Genomic DNA, 21507 nt, shown 5'->3' with positions numbered 1-21507 from the left:
TGGGAGTGCTCTCGTGACGGCCCCACCGGACGTAACGACTCCTCGAGAGCAACCGCTGCCGACACACCTGCGACCTGCCGGAAGAACCCACACGTCACGGCAGACCGTCCGAATCGAGACGGATCGACGCACCACGGCTCCACGAACGCTCGTCGACGGAAAGGAACGGACGCGAACCGCGTCAGTCAGCCGACGATCGCGATCAGTGTCCCTTCTGTTCTTTCTTCTCTTTCTTTTTCTCCTTGCCGTCCTTGCGGCTCTTCTTCACCGTGTCGTCGACCTTCGCCTCCGCAACGCGTTCGTCGTCGTGGTAGAGGCCGACGGTGACGCCGTCTTTTGCCTTCTCGCCGAGTCGCACCCAGAACTCCGCGGCTCCCTCCGCGGGGACGCAGACGTAGCCGTACGCGTCGTCGTCCTCGAGTCGCCACTCGAGCGGAGCGTTCGTCTTGCCTGCGTTGGTCGCACGGAACTTGCCGTACGGAACGTCGTGACTCTTGTCGTCGTACTTGACGGCCTTCAGTTCGATGTCGTCGGCGTCGACGTCCACGTCGTTCTCGCAGCGTTCGTCGGGGACGCCCTCGCTGTCGACGAGTTCGCCCTCGTAGAATAGCTGGACGACCGCGTTGGGATCGATCGTCTCCACCCAGAGGTCGACCGCCTGGTTGCCGGGGACGGTCACTGCGGCGTCGCCTTCGGTGCCGGCGACGCGCATGGTCGGCGTCAGCGGCCTGCTCTCGTAGTTGGTCACCCGGAACCGGGAACGGCCCTCGCAGATTTCGATACACCGGGCGGTGAGACGCAGGCGGTCGCGGGGGATGCACTCTCGATCCTGGTTGCTTCCCTCGACGGCGAGTTGTGAGTCGCCGTAGTAGAAATACACCGTCGCCGCACCGTCGGAGCTGGTCGTCCCGACTTCGAAGTACGTCGCGCTCTTGCCTGCGATGGTGACGCTCCCTTCCTCGCCGCCGGCGACGACGTAATCGATGGTGACCGTCCGCTCGTTGTCGTTAGCGACGCGGAACCGTGCGGTGTCACGCGTCGTGTCGACGCAGATACCGTCGTACGAGAGCGCGTCGAGGTCGATCGTCGCGTCCTCGTCGTTCTTGGCGTCGACTGGTGCCGTAGCGCAGTCGTTCGGGTTGAGCACGCGCTGGCCGTCGATCGCGACCGCGAGAACCCGGTCGCTCGAGTCCGCGGGCCGGTCGTAGAACTGGGAGACGTTGAACTCGTAGACCAGGTCCGTCCCGTAGCGGGCGAACTGGCGGACTCGATCTGCGGTCACCGTCACGGCGACGTGTTCGATCCGTTCGTCGACGGCGTTGTACGTCACGATGCGGACGGCAGCCGGTAGTTCGTCTTCCGTCTCGAAGCGCACGAAGGCGGCATCGCACGCCTGGAAGTCGACGAGCCTCTCGTCGTAGTCGCCCTTCTCGTCTTTCCCTTTCTTGCCCTTCTCGTCTTTCCCTTTCTTGCCGTCTTTGTCGCCCTGTTCTTTCTTCTTGTCTTCGTGTGCGCTCGCGGTACCGAGTCCGAACCCGGCACCGCCGACCAGTGTGCCTGTCGTGGCGATACTCCTGAGACTGTCCCGTCGCGAGAGGGTACGTTCGTCGGTCATGGTGGTCTCCCGGCCACCGGCCATCGCCGGCTCCGGTGAGTGAGGAAGCCTCCAATACACTGACGGTTTGTAATCGGTGAACTACCGCTTCTCACGACGATACTACCGTGCTGACCGTCAGCGAGTGAAAATAGTCACGAGAACAGACGTATTGCAGGCACCGGCTATCGCCTCGATCCAGTCCGGAAACGAGGGTCTATGAACGGCTACGGTCGTCTTTCTGTCGCCGGGCGAGAAGAAAGCCGAGCGTACAGCACCACGCAGGCGACCACCTCGAGCGGGCCGACTCCATCTCGACAGTCGTCGCTGACCCGATGGAAACCGGACCGTTCGGCCACAGCCGCTGGACAGAACGCCGTTCGATTCCCGACAGGAGTGTGAGTGACTCGAGCCGTCGGTGCCGACTGTGACCTCGGGCGGCGAGCGACCGTCGCGCGCCCGACGCGACTCAATGACGGCCGAGAACCGACGTCCGCATCGGCCGGTCACGGCTCGGCGTCGATACGACCGAAATATCGGGATACAGGAACGTATCAGCCACCGTTCGATTCACATAAGACAGATAACAATACTCCCTCCTGTCGCCGTTCGCGTATGGTCGATTCGACCAACAGACGCCGATTCCTCGCTGCGAGTGGTGGAACTGTCATCGGACTGGGCGGCCTGTTCGGTGCCGGTACGGCCGGCGCTCAGCAGGAACCAGGAGAGGGCTTCGATCGCATCCTCCAGTGGGGCGGACAGGGAAGCGAAAACGCGACACAGGACTGCCCGGGCGAACTGGGATTCTGGAAGTGGGTACTCACGCCCGGCGGCGCGCTAGAGCCAGGCGAACCTGCGCCACCCCTCGAGTTGCCCGCCCAGCTCACCGTCACCTTTACTGACGGGACGACCCAGACGGTCCAGGGATTCTTCCCCGGCGGTCCCCAGGGGACGATCCAGTTCGAAGTGTTCAAACCGGGTGGTGGCACCGTCGAGTCCGCGTTCGTCGAGTTCAACGGCGGCGGTGCGAATCCGATACTGACGATCAGCGAAGGCGACTGCGTCGAAGACCCCGATCCGCCGGAGCGCCCGACGGTCATCACTGACCCGGCGACCGAGGTCGACGACGGGAGTGCGACGCTCAACGGCGAACTGACCAGTCTGGGCGGTTTCGAAACTGTCGACGTCTTCTTCGAGTATCGGGTCGCCGGAACGACTGAGTGGTTGCCGACCGAACCCCTGGACCTCTCCGCTCCCGGACCGTTCAGCGCCACCGTCCCGGAACTCGAGAGCGGTCTCGAGTACGAGTTCCGGGCCGTCGCCGTCGCGCCGGATACTACGACGGTAACTGGTTCGATACGAACGTTTAGAAAGGAACTCGAGCCCGTCGTCCAGCCGACCGTCATGACGGGGCCAGCGACCGACGTCAACGAGTCGACCGCCACGCTCAACGGTATGCTCGTCGACCTCGGTGACTTCGCTGCCGACGACATCCAGGTCTTCTTCGAGTACCGTATCGTCGGGAGCGAAGAGTGGCTCGAGACCGCTCCACAGGTACTCCCCGGAACTGGTCCGTTCAGCGCGGAGATAGACGTCGTTCCGGGCAACGACTACGAGTATCGTGCGGTCGCGGTCGCAAACGGCGTCCGGACGGTCGGCGAGGTCCAGACGTTCACGAAGGAAGATCCCGATCCGGAGGTGACGCTCCCGACGGTCGGTACCGAGCCCGCGACCGAGATAAACGAGGCGAGTGCGACGCTCAACGGCGAACTCGTCGACCTCGGGACGTTCGACGAGGTCGAGGTCTTCTTCCAATTCCGGATCGCTGGGATGGCCGAGGACTGGACGACGACGGCGTCCCAGACGCTCACCGCACCCGGCCCATTCAGCGCCGAGGCAGTCGGGCTGACGCCCGGCGTCGAGTACGAGTTCCGGGCCGTCGCCGTCGCCAACGAGTCGGTCGTCGTCGGCCCGACCCAGCGGTTCACGAAAGAAGAGCCGCCAGTAGACCTGCCGACGGTCGTCACCGAACCCGCGACTGACGTCAACGAGTCGACTGCCACCCTCAACGGCGAACTCGTCGACCTCGGTGGCTTCGACGACGCGGACGTCTTCTTCCAGTATCGGGTCGTCAGCGCCGACGAGTGGCTCGGGACTGCTCCGACGACGGTAACGGGACCGACCGCGTTCAGCGCGGAGATATCGGGTCTCGAGGAAGGCTTCCAGTACGAGTTCCGGGCCGTCGCCGTCGCCAACGACGTGGTAGCGACCGGCGAGACGCTGACGTTCACGAAAGAGGCACCCGACGTCGATCTCCCGACTGTCGTCACCGAGCCCGCGACGGATGTCAACGAGTCGACGGCCACCCTCAACGGCGAACTCGTCGACCTCGGTGACTTCGACGAGGTCAACGCCTTCTTCCAGTATCGGGTTGCTGGAACCGACGAGTGGCTCGAGACGGAGTTCCAGCCGCTCGCAGCGCCGACCGCGTTCGACGCGGTGATCGCTGGCCTCCAGACGGGTCTGCGATACGAGTTCCGGGCCGTCGTCGTCGCCGACGGTATCGCGGTCGCTGGCGACATTCTCGCGTTCACCAAGGACGAGCCCGAGCCGATACCCGAGCCCGATCCGGTGCCGGAACCTGTGCCCGAGCCGGAACCAGTCATTCGACCGCCGGACAAGAAGCGGCTGCGAAAGAAGCGCGCGAAACCGGCGGCAAAGCGCGCGAAGCGCAAACGGAAAAAGCAGACGAGGAAGGCCCAAAAGTGGGCGAAGAAAGCAGAGAAGAACCGGAGCGGATGCTGATACGGATGACTGTCCCGACGTCTCGGTGCAACCGCTTCGGGTCGCGAGTGTGCCGGCACTGACGGACAGCAACCCGTCCGAGCCCCGAACTCCGCCGACGGCAGGATGCCCGTAACCAGTCCTGCTGTACGGTGTAGCACGCTCTAGTACTCCGCCAAGCGTCGACTGCTGAGTGAACCCAGACGACCGCATTCGGTTTCACTCATCCGTTAAGGCTTGCCAAAGCACTAGTGGCGGGCCAAGCCTGAACTGATCGGTCGAATCTGGCGGTGTGGCTCGATTCGACCCGTCAGTCGACGGTTGGGACGGTACTAGTACTCCGCCAAGCGTCGACTGCTGCACCGAATCGGCCGACACGACCGGGTTCGATCCAGCAGTGCAGGCGTAGCCAGCCATTGACGACCGAGTACAGAGAAACGCCAAGCCTACGAAGAATCCTGCGACCGCGGTAACGTCGATTTTTCTTCCGAACGACGAACCCGTCAGCGGGTCGTCGTCCCTCCCAAAGTGATATTGAGAAGATAACTTCGGTGGGAGAGTCGCCGTTCAGCGACGCCCGCTTTCGACACCGTTAATTCGCCCCAACTGAACGAACAGAATAGCATGGTCTCCGAGGTAGTACTCACCGTCGATCTCGCTGTCATCGTCCTCGGTGCGACGCTAGCTGGATTCCTCGCGAAGCGAACCGGCCAACCGACGATCATCGCCTACATCCTGGCGGGGGTGGTGCTCGGACCGGCAGTCCTGGGTGTCGTCGAGGTCAGCGAACTCACAGAGTTGCTCTCGGAACTCGGACTCGCGTTCTTGCTGTTCTTGCTTGGAATCAAGATGCGCCTCGACGAGGTGCGTCACGTCCTCTCGCCGATCGTCAAGATCTCGATTCCGCAGATGACCGCGGTCTTCCTCGCCGGGATGGGCGTGGCACTGGCGCTCGATTTCGGTCTTCTCGAGGCGTTTCTCATCGGGCTCGCGGTGATGTACAGTTCGACGGCAGTCGTCATCAAGATGCTCACGGACAAAGACGAGGCGACCTCGTTACACGGGAAGATCGACGTCGGCGTCTTGCTGGTCCAGGACATCGTCGTCGTCATCATCCTGGCAGTGCTCGCGGCCGGCCGCCCGGACGATCTTGCCGAGGTTGCCACGACCCTTGGCGTCGTGCTCGTCCTCGTCGCAATCATCACGATCGCAGCCATCGGGGCCTCCCGATCCGTGCTGCCGACAATCTTCAGACGCATCGCCGACGACAAAGACGTCTTCTTCCTCGTCGCTCTCTCGTGGGCGTTCCTGTTCGTCTTCGTCTCCGATAACATCAACCTCTTCCTTGCCCCCTTCGGCATCGAAGCATACCTCTCGATCGAGATGGGCGCGTTCATGGCGGGCCTGGCCATCGCCCAGCTCCCCTACAGCAAGGAACTCCAAGACCGGGTCAACCCGCTGACCGACCTGTTCGTCATGGTGTTTTTCGTCTCGGTCGCGCTCGACCTCGAGGCCGCCCAGTTGCTCGAGTACTGGCAGGAGGCGATCGTCGCCGCGCTGATCTTGATGCCGGTGAAGTTCGTCATCTTCTTCTATCTGATCGACTGGCAAGGGTTCGATACCGAGACGACCTTCCTCGGTTCGATCAACATGATCCAGGTCAGCGAGTTCGGCATCATCGTTGCGGCCGTCGCTTTCGAGGGCGGATTCATCGAGCCAGAAGTGCTCGGGTTCATGACTCTCCTCGCAATCTTCACGATGAGTGTCTCCGTCTACTTCGTCGAATTCAACCACGCGCTGTTCGACCGGTTCGAGCCGACACTCGAACGGTGGACTGGTGACGGCGAGTTCGAGGGCGGCAAGCAGGAGTATCGCGACCACGCCGTCGTCATCGGCTACGACGACGTGACGAAAAACGCGCTCCCACTACTCGCCGACCGATACGAAGATGTCGTCGTCGTCGATCGGACGGTAAACCACGTCGAAACGCTCGAGGAGGAGGGATACGACGCGATCTACGGTGACTTCCGAAACTCGACGATACGGAAAGACGCGGCCGTCAAAAAGGCCGATTTCGTCCTCTCCTGGTCGGTCCAAGTAGCAGTGAACAAGGCGTTGCTCAGGGAAGTGAGCGAGGACGCAACCGTCTTCGTTGAGGCCGAACAGATCGAACACGCGCGCGACCTCTACGCGAACGGTGCCCACTGTGTCATCATGACCCCACATCTCGCAGCCGACAGACTCGCAACATACCTCCGGGCATACCTCGAGGACGAGGAAGACACCCTGGTGAAAGCGATGGACAGCGACGTCAAACTGCTCGAGAAGCCGGACCCGATCCCGTCCGATCGGGACCGCCTCGGAGGTGAGCTCGATGACTGACCTGCTTACGGCAGTCGCGATCATCTTCCTGGCCGCGGGGCCGTTCCTGCTCGTGGCGAACCGGCTCGAGCTCCCGACGGTGCCGTTTCTGGTCCTCGCAGGGATCGTCGCCGGAGGGTTCATCGACGACACGAACCTTCTGCTCGAGCTCGCATACTACGGGATCGCGTTGCTGGTGTTTACCTTCGGAACCCGAATCGATCTCTCGGGTGTGAGAACGGTGCTTGCCGACGGTGAATTCGCGGCGCTCGGCCAAATTCTGGTCGTCGGGTCGCTCGGTGTCGGGTTCGGCATCGTCCTCGGCGTCCCCCCGATGGAAGCAGTCTACCTTGGGATCGCGGCTGCACTCTCGTCGACGATTGTCGGAACCGCCTTGTTGCAACGCACCGTCAACTCCGATCCCGTTCGCGGCCGACTCGTCCGATCGATCCAGTTCGTCCAGGACCTGCTTGCTATTCTCTTTATCCTACTTCTGGGGGCGGGTTCGCTCGAGATTGGCTACGTCGGACCGGCGCTTGCAGCCGGGGTGGCGTTGCTGTTGGGTGCCGTGTTCGTCAATCGGTACCTGTTCGACTTCATCGGCCAGTTGGCCGGTGACTCGGACGAACTCATGATTCTGGGAGTCGTCGCGTTGCTCACGGTGTTCGTCGGTGCGGCCGAGTTCGCCGGCATCTCGATCGTCGTCGGTGCGTTCGCCGCCGGGCTCGCCGTCCGGTACGATCCCGTCGACTACCTCGGGCTGTTCAACGGCCTCCAGTCGATCAGGGACTTCTTCGTCGCTATCTTCTTCGTGACGATCGGTGCACTCGTCGTCTTCCCCTTTGTCGGCGACATCACGTGGGCTGCGTCCATCGAGAAACTGGTGCTCGTCGTCGGTCTCGTCGTTCTGACCGCAGTCGTAAAGCCAGTTCTCACCACGGTGATCCTCGTCGCCCGCGGCTACGAGGCCCGTTCGGCGACGCTTGCCAGTCTCCACACCGATCAGGTCAGCGAGTTCGCGCTGATCATCGCAATCCAGGCCGTCGTGCTCGATGCCGTGAGCCAAGCGGTCTTCGACGCGATCATCCTCGCGGCCGCGATAACGATGGTAACCTCGAGTCTGACCCACCGGTACGACGAGCAAATCTACCGCACGCTCGCCGACCGTGGCGTAATCACCGGCCGCCACGACCGGATCGACAAGTGGAGCGACGTGCCCGCGGACCTCGCCGATCACGTTATCATCGTCGGCTACGGTCGACAGGGACGAACCCTCGTCGAGGCCTGCGAGGAGATGGGTCACCCCTACGTGGTCATCGAGAACGACCCTGCCCGACGGGAGGAGATCACCAGGGAGTGCGAGGCCGTCGTCGTCGGCGACGCCATGGAAACCTACACCTGGGAGAAAGCGAACGCTGCCGACGCAAAACTCGTCGTCTCGACAGTCAACTCTCAGCCGGTTTCGCGGCGTATCCTCTCGCTTGATACCGACGCCGAGGCGACGCTGCGAGCGTCCGATCGGGCGACAGCCCTGGAACTACTCGACGAGGGCGCGCTCTACGTCGGCCAGCCCGATCTGCTCGCGGGCCAGCAGTTGACCCAGCAGGTTCGCGAACTGCTCGACGGGGACCTGACCCGCAAAGACCTCCGGGAACAGCAGCGAGCCGAACTCGAGCGACGAGCCGACTACGTACCGCTTCACCTCCGCTGACACTCTCGCGCCACTACAGGTTCGACGGCGGCGGGTTTCGATCGGTGCGGATCAGCAGCCCTTTTCGCTTCCTGTGTGTTCGTTCGATCGTGCTCGAAATCAACAGGCTACTCGCCTTCGGTCGAAACCTGCTCGTCTACGCGGCCGGCGTCGGACTGCTGGTCGTCGGCGCACTCGGGGTGGCGGGCGCGATCGACCTCTCGACGATCGTCGCCGGTCCGCTGTTCGTCGCCGGACTGATACTCGTCGTTGGCGTCCACGAGTACTTCGGCGGCCCAGTGTCGGGATTGTCGCTCTAGTAGCGTCCCAAGTCTACTCTGACTAGTGCACTCCACTTCTGATCGAGAATCGTGATCGGTTTTGGCCAACTCTCAACTAGTCGGTCCATGCTTGGGATAGTACTAGACCCGTTCGTTCCGCGTCGCGAACCCGTACCGCTCGAGCGCCTGGAAGTACTCCCGTTGCTCGCGCTCGAGCGTCTCGGGGTCTGTCTCCCCCGCGGCGAGGGCGTCGACGGTGGCGAGCAACTGCTCGCCCGCGAGGACGTTCGGGACGGCGACGTGGGTCGCGCCGGACTCGAGCAGTTCGCCCGCAATCTCGGCGGATTCGGATCGCAACAGGATGTCGGCGTCGGTCTCGTGATCGCGCTCGAGGACCGCCTCCGACACCGGTCGGTGATCGACGGTCGAGAGGATCAGCGCCGCGTCTTCGGGCTGTGCTTTCTCCCACGGATACGCCGACAGTGCGTCCCCGAGGACGTAGTTTCGGCATTCGACGTCGAGCTCGTCCCACAGCACCGGATCGTTCTCGAGGACGACGTACGGACAGTCTAATTCCTCGAGTGTCTCGACGACGCGGCGGCCGATCCGGCCGTAGCCGACCACGACGACGTGGTCGGCGAGGTCGTCGACGCTGCTTCGATCGTCGACCTTCCGGGTCCGTTGTCCGCGGAAGAGCCTGGCGACGATAGTCTCGTAGACGGCGTCTTCGGTCCGTCGGGCCAGGAACGTCAGCACCATCGTCGCTGCGGCTGCGAGGATGATCGCGTCGAACATCGGCGCTGCGATCGTCTCCGTCAGGATTAGCGCCTGGATCGCGATGATCAGCGCAAACTCACTGACCTGGTTGAGACTCGAGCTAGCCAGAAACGCCGTTCGAGCGTCGTATCCTTCGGACACGAACGAGAGAGTGTGAACGACCGGGTTCAAGACGAGTACGAGTACCGCGAGTGCGGCTGCGATCGACAGAACCTCGATGGACGCGCTCCAGTCGAGGTCGACGAACGGGACGACGACGAGCGCGCCGACGGTGACGAAGAAGATAGCGACGAAGAAGTCCGTAATCGAGTCGATCCCGTTCTGTACGTCGAGAGCCTGGGTGCCGTCGCTCCGGATGGCAATCCCAGCCGCGAACGCGCCGACGACGATCGAGAGGCCGACGTACTCCGCCGCCGCAATGAACGTGATCAGGATCGAGATGCTGCCCACCAACACGAGTTCGCCGTCGCCGTCGGCGAGTCGAACCAGCAGTCGGAATCCGTGACGGTAGATGAGCAAGCCGGCGACGACGAACAAGACGCCGTACCCGATCTGGGCTGCGATCGCGTCGGCCGTCACGACCTCCGTACTGAGGATCAACAGCAACGTAATCGCGACGAGGTCGTCGAAGAAGTGGACCGACGACGCCAGTCGTCCGTGGACGAGATTTTGACGGATCTCCGAACCGAGCACGACGCCACCGACCAGCGAGGAACTCAACACGACGGCCGCACTGAAGTAGACGGCGTTGCGGACCTGATTTTCGAACCCGAAGAGGTCCCCGAACACGTAGCCGACGGCGAACGCGAGCGGTGCGACGACGATCAGTTGCGTGACCGCCGCGAGTTCCGCGTCACGAAGGATCGACTCGAGGTCACCGAAGTCGATCCGGATGGCGAAGACGAACACGAGGAAGGCGATGCCCCACTGAGCGAGGACGATGATTTCCTCCTGGGTAACCGTCTCGAAGCTCCCGGCGATCAACCCGGCGATGATATAAAACGGAATCGGGGAGAGCCCAAACTGGTTGGCGACCAAAGACAGCAGTCCCGCGGCCACGAAGACGACGGCCAGCGTGACGACGAGCTGTTCAGTCACGGAACTCACCTCCGGAGCGGCGATCCTCGAGCGAGTCGGGACTGGGACCGATCGGGTCCCCGTCGACACCCGGACTCGAGCCGGGCTCGTCCTCCCCGAATCGCCGTCGGCCGCGGCGTCGCCGCGCCTCGATCACGTCGACATCGCTGGCGACAGCGTCGTCGAACCGGTCGCGATCGGTGACGTACAGTTCGACGTACTCGCTTACCTTCTCGGCGGCCAGATGCGTACTCATGATCACGTAGGTGGCACCGCGGTCGTACAGCGCGCGAGCGTCGTCGATCCGCTCGGCCTCGACGAACACCGTCGCCTCGTCGTCGACCTCCCTGAGCAACGCCTCGTTGACCTCCCGTTCGACGCTCGAACTCAACACGAAGTCGGCCGCGTTCAGGTTCGCCTCCTTCCGAACCTCGGTGTGGCGGAAGTCGCCGAAAACGTACTCGTACCGGCCTTCCTCCTCGAGTTCCTCGATGTGGTCAGTTCGACGGTCGATGATGACGACGTCGTCGAACTCCGCCTCGAGTCGCGGCAGGGCCCGCTCGGTGATCTCGTCGTAGCCGATCGCAATGGCGTGGCCGTCGTAGGTGCTGATCTCGGCGTCTTTTCTCTCGTCGGACTCGAACCGACGGAACCACGGCTCGAGCCGTGCGTAGATCGCGTAGTTGTACGAGATGATGTACGTCGAGAGCCCCATCGTCAACAGTGCCATCAGACTCAAATAGCCCAGTACGTCCGATCCGATGAGGCCCTGTTCGATCGCGAGCGCGCCGACGATCAGCGAGAACTCGCTGACCTGCACCATGTTGATCGAGGCCAGAAACGACGTCTCGACGTCGAACCCTTCGCGATCGATCAGGTAGAACATGATCCAGAAGTTACCGACCATCAGGACGGTCGAGGCGACGATTGCCTCCCACCAGTGGGCCAGCAGACTCGAGAGCCCGTCGATCTGGAGGCCGATGGTGGCGAAGAACACGAGGATGAAAAAGTCCGTGATCGGGGTGACCCGATCCTCAAGTTCCTTGCTGTAGGGGAGCTGGGCGATGCTTAGGCCGGCGAGGAACGCGCCGACCTTCGGATCGAGGTTGGTGGCTTCGGCGATGGCGACGAACAGGAATGCCCAGGCGATGGCGACGACGAGGAAGACGTCCTTGTTGTCCGCGATGCGCCGGAAGAGTCCGGGGAGAACGTACCGAGAGGAAAACAGCGAGAAGATGGCGATAAAGGACATCATCACGAGGATGACGCCGAGCGTCGACGCGATGTCGGCCGCGCCGCCGAGTTCGTCGGTCGCAAACAGCGCGAGGACGACGACGAGGTAGATGTCCTGGACGATGAGGACGCCGACGTCGATCTTCCCCGGCAGGCTCGTGATCTCGTCTTTGTCGGTGAGGATCTTGACGATGATCGGCGTCGCGCCGAAGACGGTGGCCAGCGCGATGACGAGGATCTCCTCGGTGCCGAACCCGAGTGCCCACGCCACGGTGAACGCAAGCGCAGTCTGGAGTACGGTCTGACCGATGGCGACGTTTGTCACGGCCGGGAGAATCTCACGGATGTCCTCGAAGCGCATCTTCAGGCCAAGCAGGAACAGCAGGAATGCAAAGCCGAGATTGCCCATCAACTCGACCAGCCCCTCGTCGGTCACGATGTCGAACGCGACCGGCCCGAGGATGATCCCCGTGATGATGTACGCGATGATCGTCGGCTGGCCCGTCTGTCGGGCGATTAGCCCGATGATCGTCGCCACGACGACGATGATCGCGAAATCGGCCGCAAGGGCGATTTCACTCATCAGAGGAGTGTTGGTCTCTCCCTTCGTGTAAGAGGGCATTATGCGTTGTCCTCTCGATGCGATCCGATGATCGACCGTGGGAGTTCGCCTGTCGAGCGACCACCGTTTTGTTACGACCGGTGGTTTCGTTCCCTCGCTGCCGACGACGTTCGAGACGGCGTCTTCACGACGTGTCGTTTCGCACGTTGTCAGTTATAGAAAGTACGAGGCGAAAACCAACGGCGTTAGCCGTGTGGATGAAGCCGACAACTGGGAATCGAGCCACGCTACAGTAGCAGACCCACTCCCAATATTTAACACTCACTAGCCTTACATATGAAGGATGGAGGTGCGGCGTACCGTCCTCGTTGCACTTGACGTGGACAGTGACGACGTCGCACTCCTCGAAGACACCGTAGACACCTTCCTCTGGTCGGCACAGTACGTCGTAGACCACGCTTTCAAAGGCGAGTACATCACCACCAGCAAGACCACACTGGACGACGAAACCTCCGACGACGTACGCGAGAAAACCGACGACTTCAACGGTGGAGTTTAGCTAGGTCACGACACTGCTCAACGAAGTCGAGGATATCGATTTCCATAGGCAGAGTCGAATTCCTCGGCTTCATCCTTCTAAGCTAGTGATATCGGCTGTGTTGAATCACTAGACGGTGTCGGGGAAGGTCAGTAAATCGAAGGAGTTGAAGCGGGAAAATTTGGTTGTCCATAACACAAATCTCCCGCTTCACCGAGCGTTGTGTCTCGATTGCTCAAAGAGTTACGGGTGAACGAGACGAATCCGCCGCCCCGAAGGGTGGCGGCGGGTTCGCCGACTATGCCCTCGTTTCGCTGCATTGTCTCCGAATTTACCTCGATACCTCCTACCGAATGACGATCGATCTGCTGAAGGAAATGACGCAAATAACAGGGGAGATCGGCTTTGACGAGGCCGATCTCCCCGCACCTTCCACGCTGTGTAAGGCGTTTGATCGGATCGAGATGAGCGTCTGTCGAGTGCTGCTGCGCCAGTCGGCGCAGCTGCACGACCTCTCTGAACATGCTGCAATCGATGCAACATTCTATGAACGAGATCGTGCCAGTCGTCACCACTGCCAACGAACGAATTATCGCGTTCAGACGCTCAAAGTGACAAAGCTCGTAGACACAGCAACGCAAGCTGTGCTTGATCTTCACTGCTCGACAACGTTAGAAGGTAGCGACGCAGACCTCTGTGAGCAGATTGCCCGCCGAAATGCGGGCGATCTGCGGTCTCTAGCCGCTGACAAGGGCTATGACAAGCAACAACTCCGCGACCGACTCCGTGAACTCGACATTCGCCCGCTGATCAAATACCGGATCTTCGTGCCGTACGATCACGCACACAACGCCCGTATTGACGAAGATCGGTACGCTCAGCGGTCAATGACCGAAACCGTCAACTCCGCCGTCAAGCGCTCGCTCGGCTACGCCGTGCGAGCGCGTAGCTGGTATCGAGAGTTCCGTGAAATCGCTCTGATGTGTGTCGTCTACAACATCAAACGTGCCGTCAAACAGTGAAATCCACCGCCTTACAGCGATTCAACAGAGCCGCTCAAACGGAATGCTTCACCAATCGTCGTGGCGAGCGAGAGCGCGTTCCGCACTCTCGCTCGCCGTCTCTTCAACACCCTCACCGATCGACTTGGATTCGCCAAGTCTTGGATCGACCAGTTCCTCAGTCCATATTTGCAAAAGTTATCTTGATCATTATGATTTCCGTCCGATCCGAGGTACTCTCACTGTATTTCTGTCGAGGCGGCTCGAGTTCCGCGACCGCCAGGTCGACGTGGATCGCACCGGGCTGGTTGCGCCCCGCAGCCGGCGATCCGCGTTCGAGTCGTACTCGACGAGTTCGATCCGAGCTCCGTCGGCCTCGAGATGGGCGAATCGCCCCCTCGCGTCGTCGACATCGACCGCTTCGGCGAACGCCTCGCCGGCCACCCCGAACCGATCGGTCACCTCGAGCCCGGGGCTGTCCCAGTAGAACGGGAGAACGGTTTCGAGGTCGCTGACCGTGATGCCGACGTGGTGAGCGTCGAGAGGTTGGGTCGTCTCGTCTGTCGATGTGCCGAGGAGTGGCAAACCCCTTCGGTTTCGCGCGGTCGGCACGTTCCGGTCCCACCGTTTTTCCGCTGGCTCTCGTCCGCTCGGTATGACTCGCATCGCACTCATCGCCCACGACGAGAAGAAACCAGACCTCGTCGAGTTCGCACGGACACACGAGAGCCAACTCCGGGACTACGACCTGATCGCGACCGGGACGACCGGGAAACGGCTGCTCGAGGAGACCGACCTCGATGTCGGTCGGAAAGAGTCGGGACCACTCGGTGGTGACCTGATGATCGGTGCGGAGGTAGCCGCAGGGAACCTCGACGGAATCGTCTTTCTCCGAGACCCCCTTCGTGCCCAGCCACACGAGCCAGACATCTCCGCACTCTTGCGGATCTGTGACGTCCACGACACCGCGCTAGCGACGAACCTCGAGTCCGCCACGTACCTGATCGAGGGACTCGCCGAATGAGAGGGGTGGTATCACGGTGTACCGGCGTCTCTGTGCCACTATCTGTCACACTGACACTGCCGTCCAGCAGCCCGTCCGACTCGAATCGAAGCCGAGTGCTTGCGAAAGTGAGCCAAGCCGATATGCACCGAGCTATCGGAGGATGGACAATGGGTACGACCGACTCCTCCCGCGCCATCCAGTGTCGGCACTGCCGAACCGAGAACGATGTCTTCTACACGTACTGTCGAAACTGTCTCGAGACGTTGCCGTCGCGACGATCGTAACTCGGACCAGCCGACCGCGATTCGATCCCGGTCGTCTCACTGCGAACGAAAGCTGGTCGTGAGAGGCAGCTCCGCGAGAAGCGAGCGTCGACTGTCACAGAGATACAGCAGCCACGGTTGCTCCGACGGCTCCCGCCGGTCGGGCGAGTCGCCGAAACCGTAACGTGTTCGCCGCTCGTACTGGCGTTCGTGACTGGCGATTCTGCAGACGCCCACGTCTCGGCGATCGCAACACACCTCGAGGCAACCGCCGAGTTGCCACTCGAGCGGGCGACGAGTCGACTGCTCGGCGAGGCCAAAGCGGTTGCACGCGACGCTGCAGCCGACGACCTCGAGCGAGACATCCGCCAAGATCGTGTCGAGACAGTCCGGGAGCTACTCGCGGAGATCGAAACTGTCGATCACGACGAGGCGCGCAAGCACGTCGACGCGGCGACAGACCACTGCGAGACACTCTTATCGGAGTCGTCGTAGACGAACGGCCAATCGTCTCGAGTGGCGACGCCCGAAGACAGAAGATTGGTCAGTCTTATGTATATTGCTACTGGGGTGATTGCTGATGACAGGACGAACCACGCGAGGACCGACCCGGGGTGAGAAGCCGTGAACGCCGAGCTGGATCTGCTGGTACGACTGACGGACTACGATCGGCCACAGGGCGTCGCCAAACGAGCCGTCGAGGCCGAAGAACTCGGTTTCGACCGCATTACCACCGGCGAAACGACCGGCTGGAACGTCGTGCCGCCGCTGACGCTGGCTGCTGACCGGACCGAGGAGCTCGGTCTCTCGAACGACGTCATCTCGCCGTACGGCCGCTCACCGGCGATGCTCGCCCAGACGGCGATGACGCTCCAGGACGCCGCCGACGGCCGCTTCCGGCTCGGTCTCGGCCCGAGTTCGCCAGCCATCACCGAGCGCTGGCACGGCCAGGAGTTCGACCGGCCGCTCCGGCGCACGCGGGAGACGATCGAGGTCATCCGGACGGTCTACGAGAACGGAACCCCCTCGTACGACGGCGAGATATTCGAGATCGGCGGACTCGACTACGAGCGCGACGTGCCCGAGACGCCGCCGCCAATCGACCTCGGAACGCTCGGTCCCAAGGCCACCGAGATGGCCGGACGCTTCGGTGACGGCTGGGCACCTCAACTGTTCACGAAAGACGGCCTCGAAGACAGACTCGAGGACTTAGAGCGCGGTGCCGAGCTTGGTGGGACGGACCTCTCTGACTTGCGGATTGCACCGATCGTTCGCGGTATCGCAAGCGAGGACCGCGAGGTGGCTCGCCGGAAAGCCCGCAAGACGACTGCGTTCATGCTGGGTGCCTACGGCCCGTACTACGGAAATTCGGTCGCCGAGCAGGGGTATCCGGGCGTCGTCGAAGAGATCCGAGCCGCGTGGGACGACCGCGACACGAACGCGATGGCGGCTGCGCTGCCAGACGAACTCCTGGACGAACTGTCGCCCGCCGGGACGCCCGCCGAGGTCCGCGAGTGGGTCGCAGAGTACGCCACGATCGACAGCGTCGACGCCGTCCGCGTCGGGTTCGTCGACCGGATGACCGAGGAGGAGAAACGAACGACGATGGAAGCGATCGTCGACGCTGCGTAGTCAGACCGGGGGAAACACCGGGTGGAGCGGATGAGAATGTTGATACGGGAGCGATTGGAACAGCGCGAGTATGGACATCTACTTCGCCGGCTCTATTCGCGGCGGCCGGTCGGACACCGCTCTCTACGCGGACCTGATCGACGTGCTCGAGAACCACGGCACGGTGCTGACCGAACACGTCGGGACGGATGCCGTCGAGAAGAAAGAAGCAGTAGCAGGCCTGACAGACGTCGACATCTACGAACAGGATCTCGCCTGGCTCCGGCAGGCCGACGTCGTGGTCGCCGAAGTGACCACGCCCAGTCTCGGCGTCGGCTACGAACTCGGCCGGGCGGTCGCCTGGGAGAAACCGATCTGTTGTCTCTATCGGCCCAGCAGCGAGCACGACCTGTCTGCAATGATTCGCGGCAACGATACCGTCGACCTCCTCGAGTACGAGACTGTCGCGGGTGTCAAAGCCGACCTCGAGGCGTTCCTGCATCGCCACTGACCTGGTCGTGAATCGACGACTCTCTCGAACGCTCTCGTGACGGTTACGGCTCGATGACGAGTTTTTCGAGGACGATCGCTTCCGTGGCCGCACGCCGGGCCTCGGCAGCCTCCGTCAGGTCGTCGTTGCGTGCCACGTCGATCGGGAACTCGTTGGTAGCCAGGGGACGGGCAACTCCGCAAAGCGGAGCCAGAACGCCAGTCGTGTTGAACATGCTCGTGGACTGGTATGAGTCCTCTTTCGAGCGCGCAGTGCCGTCGTTCGTGACTCTCGTGTCGGAGCTGTTCTCGCCGACGCCGACGACGCGACGTCCGCGTCGAACTGGAGAGAGAGAGACGATCGCTCGTCCTCGAGAGAACGACACGGCACTGGTCCGGAACCGCAGGCTGGCGACGCGAACAGCCAACGCGTGTGGTCACAGGGACTGCCGAACGCCCCGAAAAGCGATGCCAAACAGGATCGGTCCAAGCGTTAAGCGTCCCACGGCCGTGAGTACCGTCTCGATGACACACGTTTCCATTACCGACCTGTGCGAGGAACTCGAGGCGACGGACGGTACCCACCGGGAGGTCCTCGAAACGCACTCGATGACGGTCGATGTCGGGCGCTATCCCTCTTCGACGGCTGCATCGAAGAACCCGCACAACGAGGACGAACTCTACTACGTGCTCTCCGGTGCGGGCAAGCTTCGCGTCGGCGACGAAACATACGACGTCGAAGGCGGCGACCTCGTCTACGTCGAGCCGGAGATGGAGCACGACTTCTTCGCGATCGAAGAAGCAATTACTGTCCTCATCGTCTTCGGCTCGGCCACCGATCCGACGTCGTACGGGATTCGAAGGGCAGCCGAGCACGCGTCCGACCGAGGTGAAGAGTGAGCGGGTGATCGTCGACGGCGTCTCCTGAACGACACTCCACCGGCCTGACTGAGACGGATTGCTGTAACTAGTTACCGCCGACCACCAGAACGGGCCGGCGATCGTCGATAAGTGACTGCAGGAAACCGTATGACGTGAGGGTGTCATAGAACGAGTAGCACACTAAAGAGCAGGGTGAACGCTGAGGTGGATGAGTTCAGCGACCCTGCAAGATGACCCTTCGGTAGACTCGTTTTTCAATGTCGTGGAGACCGAGACGCTAGCGCTGTTCGAGCACCTTTCCTTCGAGTTTCTCGAAGAGTTCGACGTGTTCGCCCCGGCGGAGACGGGGCGAACACGAGACCACGAACCTCCAGAGCTGATGCGTGGCTTTCTCCACTGCTACTACAAGGACATCTACGGCATTCGCCCCGTTGAACGAGAGCTACGGAATACAGTTGTCTGGCTGAGCTGTGGGTTCGATCGACCGCCGTCGAGAGACGCGGTCGATCGCTTCCTCACCGATCTCGAACACGTCGTTGACGAGGTTTTCGACCACCTCGTCGAGCAGGCCGCCTTGCGGGGCCTGCTCGACTTGACCTACTCCATTGATTCAACTGACGTGAGGGCGATGCCTGCCGATCAAGACGCGTCGAAGTGCTACGATCCAACCAACGACGAGTACTACCACGGCTACGGCTGTACAATCGTCTCGACCGGGCAAAAGATCCCGATTGCGGCGGAGTTCACAGAGAGTAAACAAGCGACAGAGGAGACGGCGATGCGCGTCACCCGTGACGCGCTCGCCGTCGCCAAGCCGATTTGGATGGTCGGTGACAGTGCCTACGACACGCTGGACTGGCACGACCACCTGCTGGCTGCAGGGGTCGTGCCAGTCGCCCCGTACAACGCGCGAAACACCGACGACCCGAAAGATATCGAGTATAGGGTCGAAGACCGTATCGAACAACACAGCGAGGACGTTCAGTTGAAGCAGTCCACGTTGGATGAGACGTACAACCGCCGTACTGGAGTCGAACGAACCAACGAATCAGTGAAGGACTGCGGCCTCGGGCGAACGCACGCCCGAGGCCGCGTTCACGCACGATCGCAGGTGTTCCTCGCTCTGTGCCTTCGTCTCGTCATCGCAATTACCAACTACGAACGTGGAGACAATCCGGGAAGCACCGTGATCACGGTGTGAGAACTCTTCTATGACACCCTTGTATGACGTTACAGCTGTCGGCGCACTGCTGTCGTCGCGTCGTCGATTATCTCGAGCGCCTGCTTCAACTCTTCCATTCCGGTCGCATACGAGATGCGGGCATACCCCTCGCCGTTGTCGCCGAAGGCGTCGCCGGGGACGACGATCACGTCGCGGTCGAGCACTTCGTCACACCAGCCCCCGGGTACTTTCGGCATGACGTAGAACGCGCCCTCGGGAGTGGGAACCTCGAGGCCGGCGTCTTCGAGGCCGTCGAGTACGATGTCGCGGCGGTTTTCGAAGGCGTCGACCATCTCTCCGACCGGTTCCTGTGGCCCCGTCAGCGCGGCTTCGGCGGCGTACTGTGCGGGTGCGGAGGCACAGGCTTGGGCGTACTGGTGGACCCGAAGCATGCGTTCGATACGGCGGTTCGAGCCGATCACCCAGCCGAGTCGCCAGCCAGTCATCGAGTAGGTCTTCGAGCAGGCACTGACGACGACGACGTTGTCTGTCTCGGCGAACTCCATCGGCGAGCGATGCTCGCCCTCGAAGACGATTTTCTCGTAGACCTCGTCGGAGAGACAGAGCACGTCGTGCTCGTCGGCGATGCGGGCGAACTCGCGCATGTCAGCCTCGCTCTGGACGGCTCCAGTCGGATTCGCAGGACTGTTGACGACGAAAGCCGCAGTCTCGTCGGTGATCGCTTCCTCGACGGTCGCCGGGTCGAGAGTGAGGTCTGCCCGGAGGGGAACCGGTTTCGGCGTCCCGCCGGCGATTTTCGTCAGGGCGTCGTAGGAGACAAAGCCCGGATCGGGGAAGATCACTTCCTCACCCCGATCGACGTGCGCCTCGAGCGCGAGGTGGAGCGCCTCGCTGCCACCCGAGGTCGCGATGACGTCGGCGGGATCGAGGTCGATCCCGTAGTCGCGCTCGTACGTCGCACAGATAGCTTCCCGAAGCTGGTGAGTTCCCTTGTTTGAGGTGTAGGCATCGGTTCGCCCCGCCTCGATCGCCTCGATTGCGCTCCGGCGGGCGTGGGCCGGCGTCGGGAAGTCCGGCTGGCCGATCCCGAGATTGATCGCGTCTTCGGTCGCTGCCTCGAACACTTCTCGGATACCACTGATCGACACCTGTTCGACCCGGGAGGCGAATTCAGTCATGCCTGAATTGGCGGGATCGATGCCGATAACTCTTGATGTGTTTGTCACTCTCGAGAGCCCCCTCCAACCACCGAACGTGTCTTGACACCGAAACTAGCCAAGTCGGAACTAATATACGCCCACCGCCACAGAAGTGTGGTGATGACGACCTCTCGTCGATCGTTGCTCGCCGCGGGTGCGACCGGTACCGTCGCGTTGACCGCTGGCTGTCTCGATTTTGTCCTCGGAAACAGCCCCCTCGAGTTCACCGCCGACCGCGTCGCGCCGATCGACACGGCACTCGCAGAAACCGGTTACGAGAAAGACGACGTCGACGAACGGTCCGTCGAGGAGACAGTCGACATCGGCGTCGACCGAGAGGTCCGGGCCTCACTGTGGGTGTCGGTCTACGCGAAGGAGTTGCGAGACCAGTCACACGACGCGAGCGTCTTCGCCAGCATCTCGGCCCCCGCAATGGAGATCGGCAGCCGTACGATCAACCCGTTGACAGACCTCTCGAGTAGAGAGTTGCTCGCAGAGTTTCTCGACGAGATCGAGTTCGACAGCGGGATAGAGGACCTCGAGTACGAGGACAGTACCGAACTCGAGATCTTAGACGAGAAACGCGATGTTGAGACGTTCGCCGGGACGACGGAGTACGACGGCCTCGAGGTCGACATCGAGGTCGTCCTGACGTCGTTTGGCCACGACGACGACCTGCTCGTGTTGCTCGGGAGTTATCCGGATTTCGACGACGATCCCGGAGTGATGACCGACGAAGACGAGAACGTCGAACGGTTGCTACAGTCGGTCGAACATCCCGTCTGACCAGCCTGAATCGGTCGACTACTCCGGGATTTTAGCGACTCGAGTCTCTCCGCTTTGCGGGTTGCTGTGGACGCGCCAGTTACTGTCGGCGCTGGTCGCGGGAACGATCTCCGTCGACCGCGTCCGCTGGAGCATCGACTTCCGCTGTGTACTGTCGGTCCAGAGAGCGGCGAAACTGTCCAGCAGGTCC

At 62.0% G+C, this 21507-nt stretch carries 18 protein-coding genes and 3 pseudogenes; 15 read left to right on the top strand and 6 right to left on the bottom strand.

The features are described 5' to 3' along the window. Window positions 1-202 precede the first annotated feature (202 nt). Complete coding sequence (locus tag NATGR_RS14370; RefSeq protein ID WP_231990885.1) at window positions 203-1615, bottom strand: hypothetical protein; 1413 nt, start codon at window positions 1613-1615, stop codon at window positions 203-205. Between the two features lie 594 nt (window positions 1616-2209). On the opposite strand from NATGR_RS14370, the gene NATGR_RS14365 reads away from it, so the two are divergent. From NATGR_RS14365 to NATGR_RS14350, 4 genes are all read left to right on the top strand, one after another. After that, a complete protein-coding gene (locus NATGR_RS14365) occupies window positions 2210-4399 on the top strand; it encodes a phage tail protein (protein ID WP_005578177.1) in 2190 nt (729 codons plus the stop codon). 603 nt (window positions 4400-5002) lie between these two features. Next, window positions 5003-6760 (top strand): cation:proton antiporter, encoded by a 1758-nt coding sequence (locus NATGR_RS14360; RefSeq protein WP_005578176.1) that lies wholly within the window; start codon window positions 5003-5005, stop codon window positions 6758-6760. Continuing rightward, entirely contained in the window at window positions 6753-8450 is a 1698-nt protein-coding gene (locus NATGR_RS14355) for an NAD-binding protein (RefSeq protein WP_005578175.1), read from the top strand. Before NATGR_RS14360 ends, NATGR_RS14355 begins: the two co-directional genes overlap by 8 nt. A gap of 89 nt (window positions 8451-8539) precedes the next feature. After that, entirely contained in the window at window positions 8540-8749 is a 210-nt protein-coding gene (locus NATGR_RS14350; RefSeq protein WP_015233738.1) for a hypothetical protein, read from the top strand. 102 nt (window positions 8750-8851) lie between these two features. Here the strand turns inward: NATGR_RS14350 and NATGR_RS14345 are convergent, their stop codons facing one another. Together NATGR_RS14345 and NATGR_RS14340 are read right to left on the bottom strand one after the other, a co-directional pair. After that, window positions 8852-10585 (bottom strand): cation:proton antiporter, encoded by a 1734-nt coding sequence (locus NATGR_RS14345; protein WP_015233737.1) that lies wholly within the window; start codon window positions 10583-10585, stop codon window positions 8852-8854. Then, a complete protein-coding gene (locus tag NATGR_RS14340; RefSeq protein ID WP_049887810.1) occupies window positions 10578-12380 on the bottom strand; it encodes a cation:proton antiporter in 1803 nt (600 codons plus the stop codon). Before NATGR_RS14340 ends, NATGR_RS14345 begins: the two co-directional genes overlap by 8 nt. A gap of 322 nt (window positions 12381-12702) precedes the next feature. Between NATGR_RS14340 and NATGR_RS14335 the strand changes: the two are divergent. The 3 genes and pseudogenes from NATGR_RS14335 to NATGR_RS19570 form a co-directional block, all read left to right on the top strand. Continuing rightward, window positions 12703-12915: pseudogene (locus NATGR_RS14335) on the top strand (RNA-guided endonuclease TnpB family protein); the annotation flags it as partial. A 173-nt stretch (window positions 12916-13088) separates the two neighbouring features. Continuing rightward, window positions 13089-13919 (top strand): IS5-like element ISNagr12 family transposase, encoded by an 831-nt coding sequence (locus NATGR_RS14330; RefSeq protein WP_074929795.1) that lies wholly within the window; start codon window positions 13089-13091, stop codon window positions 13917-13919. A 30-nt stretch (window positions 13920-13949) separates the two neighbouring features. Continuing rightward, window positions 13950-14105 (top strand): annotated as a pseudogene (locus NATGR_RS19570) (IS630 family transposase); the annotation flags it as partial. On the opposite strand, the pseudogene NATGR_RS14325 reads toward NATGR_RS19570, so the two are convergent. Continuing rightward, window positions 14077-14483, bottom strand: a pseudogene (locus NATGR_RS14325) (bleomycin resistance protein). The pseudogenes NATGR_RS19570 and NATGR_RS14325 sit on opposite strands and share 29 nt — an antisense overlap. Window positions 14484-14553: 70 nt before the next feature. On the opposite strand from NATGR_RS14325, the gene NATGR_RS14320 reads away from it, so the two are divergent. The 5 genes from NATGR_RS14320 to NATGR_RS14300 all read left to right on the top strand — a co-directional run bounded on the left by NATGR_RS14320 (window position 14554) and on the right by NATGR_RS14300 (window position 17289). Then, the gene (locus NATGR_RS14320) at window positions 14554-14922 is read left to right on the top strand and encodes a methylglyoxal synthase (protein ID WP_005578163.1); all 369 of its coding nucleotides are present in this window, start codon (window positions 14554-14556) and stop codon (window positions 14920-14922) included. 149 nt (window positions 14923-15071) lie between these two features. Continuing rightward, complete coding sequence (locus NATGR_RS20740; protein WP_449406416.1) at window positions 15072-15188, top strand: DUF7577 domain-containing protein; 117 nt, start codon at window positions 15072-15074, stop codon at window positions 15186-15188. A 189-nt stretch (window positions 15189-15377) separates the two neighbouring features. After that, entirely contained in the window at window positions 15378-15662 is a 285-nt protein-coding gene (locus tag NATGR_RS14310) for a hypothetical protein (protein WP_015233734.1), read from the top strand. 129 nt (window positions 15663-15791) lie between these two features. Further along, complete coding sequence (locus tag NATGR_RS14305) at window positions 15792-16799, top strand: TIGR04024 family LLM class F420-dependent oxidoreductase (RefSeq protein ID WP_005578155.1); 1008 nt, start codon at window positions 15792-15794, stop codon at window positions 16797-16799. A gap of 70 nt (window positions 16800-16869) precedes the next feature. After that, entirely contained in the window at window positions 16870-17289 is a 420-nt protein-coding gene (locus NATGR_RS14300; RefSeq protein ID WP_005578154.1) for a nucleoside 2-deoxyribosyltransferase, read from the top strand. Window positions 17290-17332: 43 nt separating this feature from the next. Here the strand turns inward: NATGR_RS14300 and NATGR_RS19975 are convergent, their stop codons facing one another. Continuing rightward, window positions 17333-17503 (bottom strand): hypothetical protein, encoded by a 171-nt coding sequence (locus NATGR_RS19975; RefSeq protein WP_015233733.1) that lies wholly within the window; start codon window positions 17501-17503, stop codon window positions 17333-17335. Window positions 17504-17792: 289 nt separating this feature from the next. Here NATGR_RS19975 and NATGR_RS14290 point away from each other — a divergent pair, with 289 nt between their 5' ends. Both NATGR_RS14290 and NATGR_RS14285 read left to right on the top strand, forming a co-directional pair. Next, window positions 17793-18167 (top strand): cupin domain-containing protein, encoded by a 375-nt coding sequence (locus tag NATGR_RS14290; RefSeq protein ID WP_005578149.1) that lies wholly within the window; start codon window positions 17793-17795, stop codon window positions 18165-18167. A 190-nt stretch (window positions 18168-18357) separates the two neighbouring features. Further along, window positions 18358-19350: a transposase gene (locus tag NATGR_RS14285; protein ID WP_015233235.1), complete on the top strand. Its 993-nt coding sequence runs from the start codon at window positions 18358-18360 to the stop codon at window positions 19348-19350. A gap of 29 nt (window positions 19351-19379) precedes the next feature. Here the strand turns inward: NATGR_RS14285 and NATGR_RS14280 are convergent, their stop codons facing one another. Further along, the gene (locus NATGR_RS14280) at window positions 19380-20510 is read right to left on the bottom strand and encodes a pyridoxal phosphate-dependent aminotransferase (RefSeq protein WP_005578141.1); all 1131 of its coding nucleotides are present in this window, start codon (window positions 20508-20510) and stop codon (window positions 19380-19382) included. Window positions 20511-20651: 141 nt separating this feature from the next. Between NATGR_RS14280 and NATGR_RS14275 the strand changes: the two genes are divergently transcribed. Then, window positions 20652-21317, top strand: a complete 666-nt coding sequence (locus NATGR_RS14275; RefSeq protein ID WP_005578139.1) for a DUF6517 family protein — start codon at window positions 20652-20654, stop codon at window positions 21315-21317. Window positions 21318-21507 lie beyond the last annotated feature (190 nt).

Source organism: Natronobacterium gregoryi SP2 (genome assembly GCF_000230715.2).
GTDB lineage: Archaea > Halobacteriota > Halobacteria > Halobacteriales > Natrialbaceae > Natronobacterium > Natronobacterium gregoryi.
This window is presented reverse-complemented; position numbering and strand designations above follow the sequence as displayed.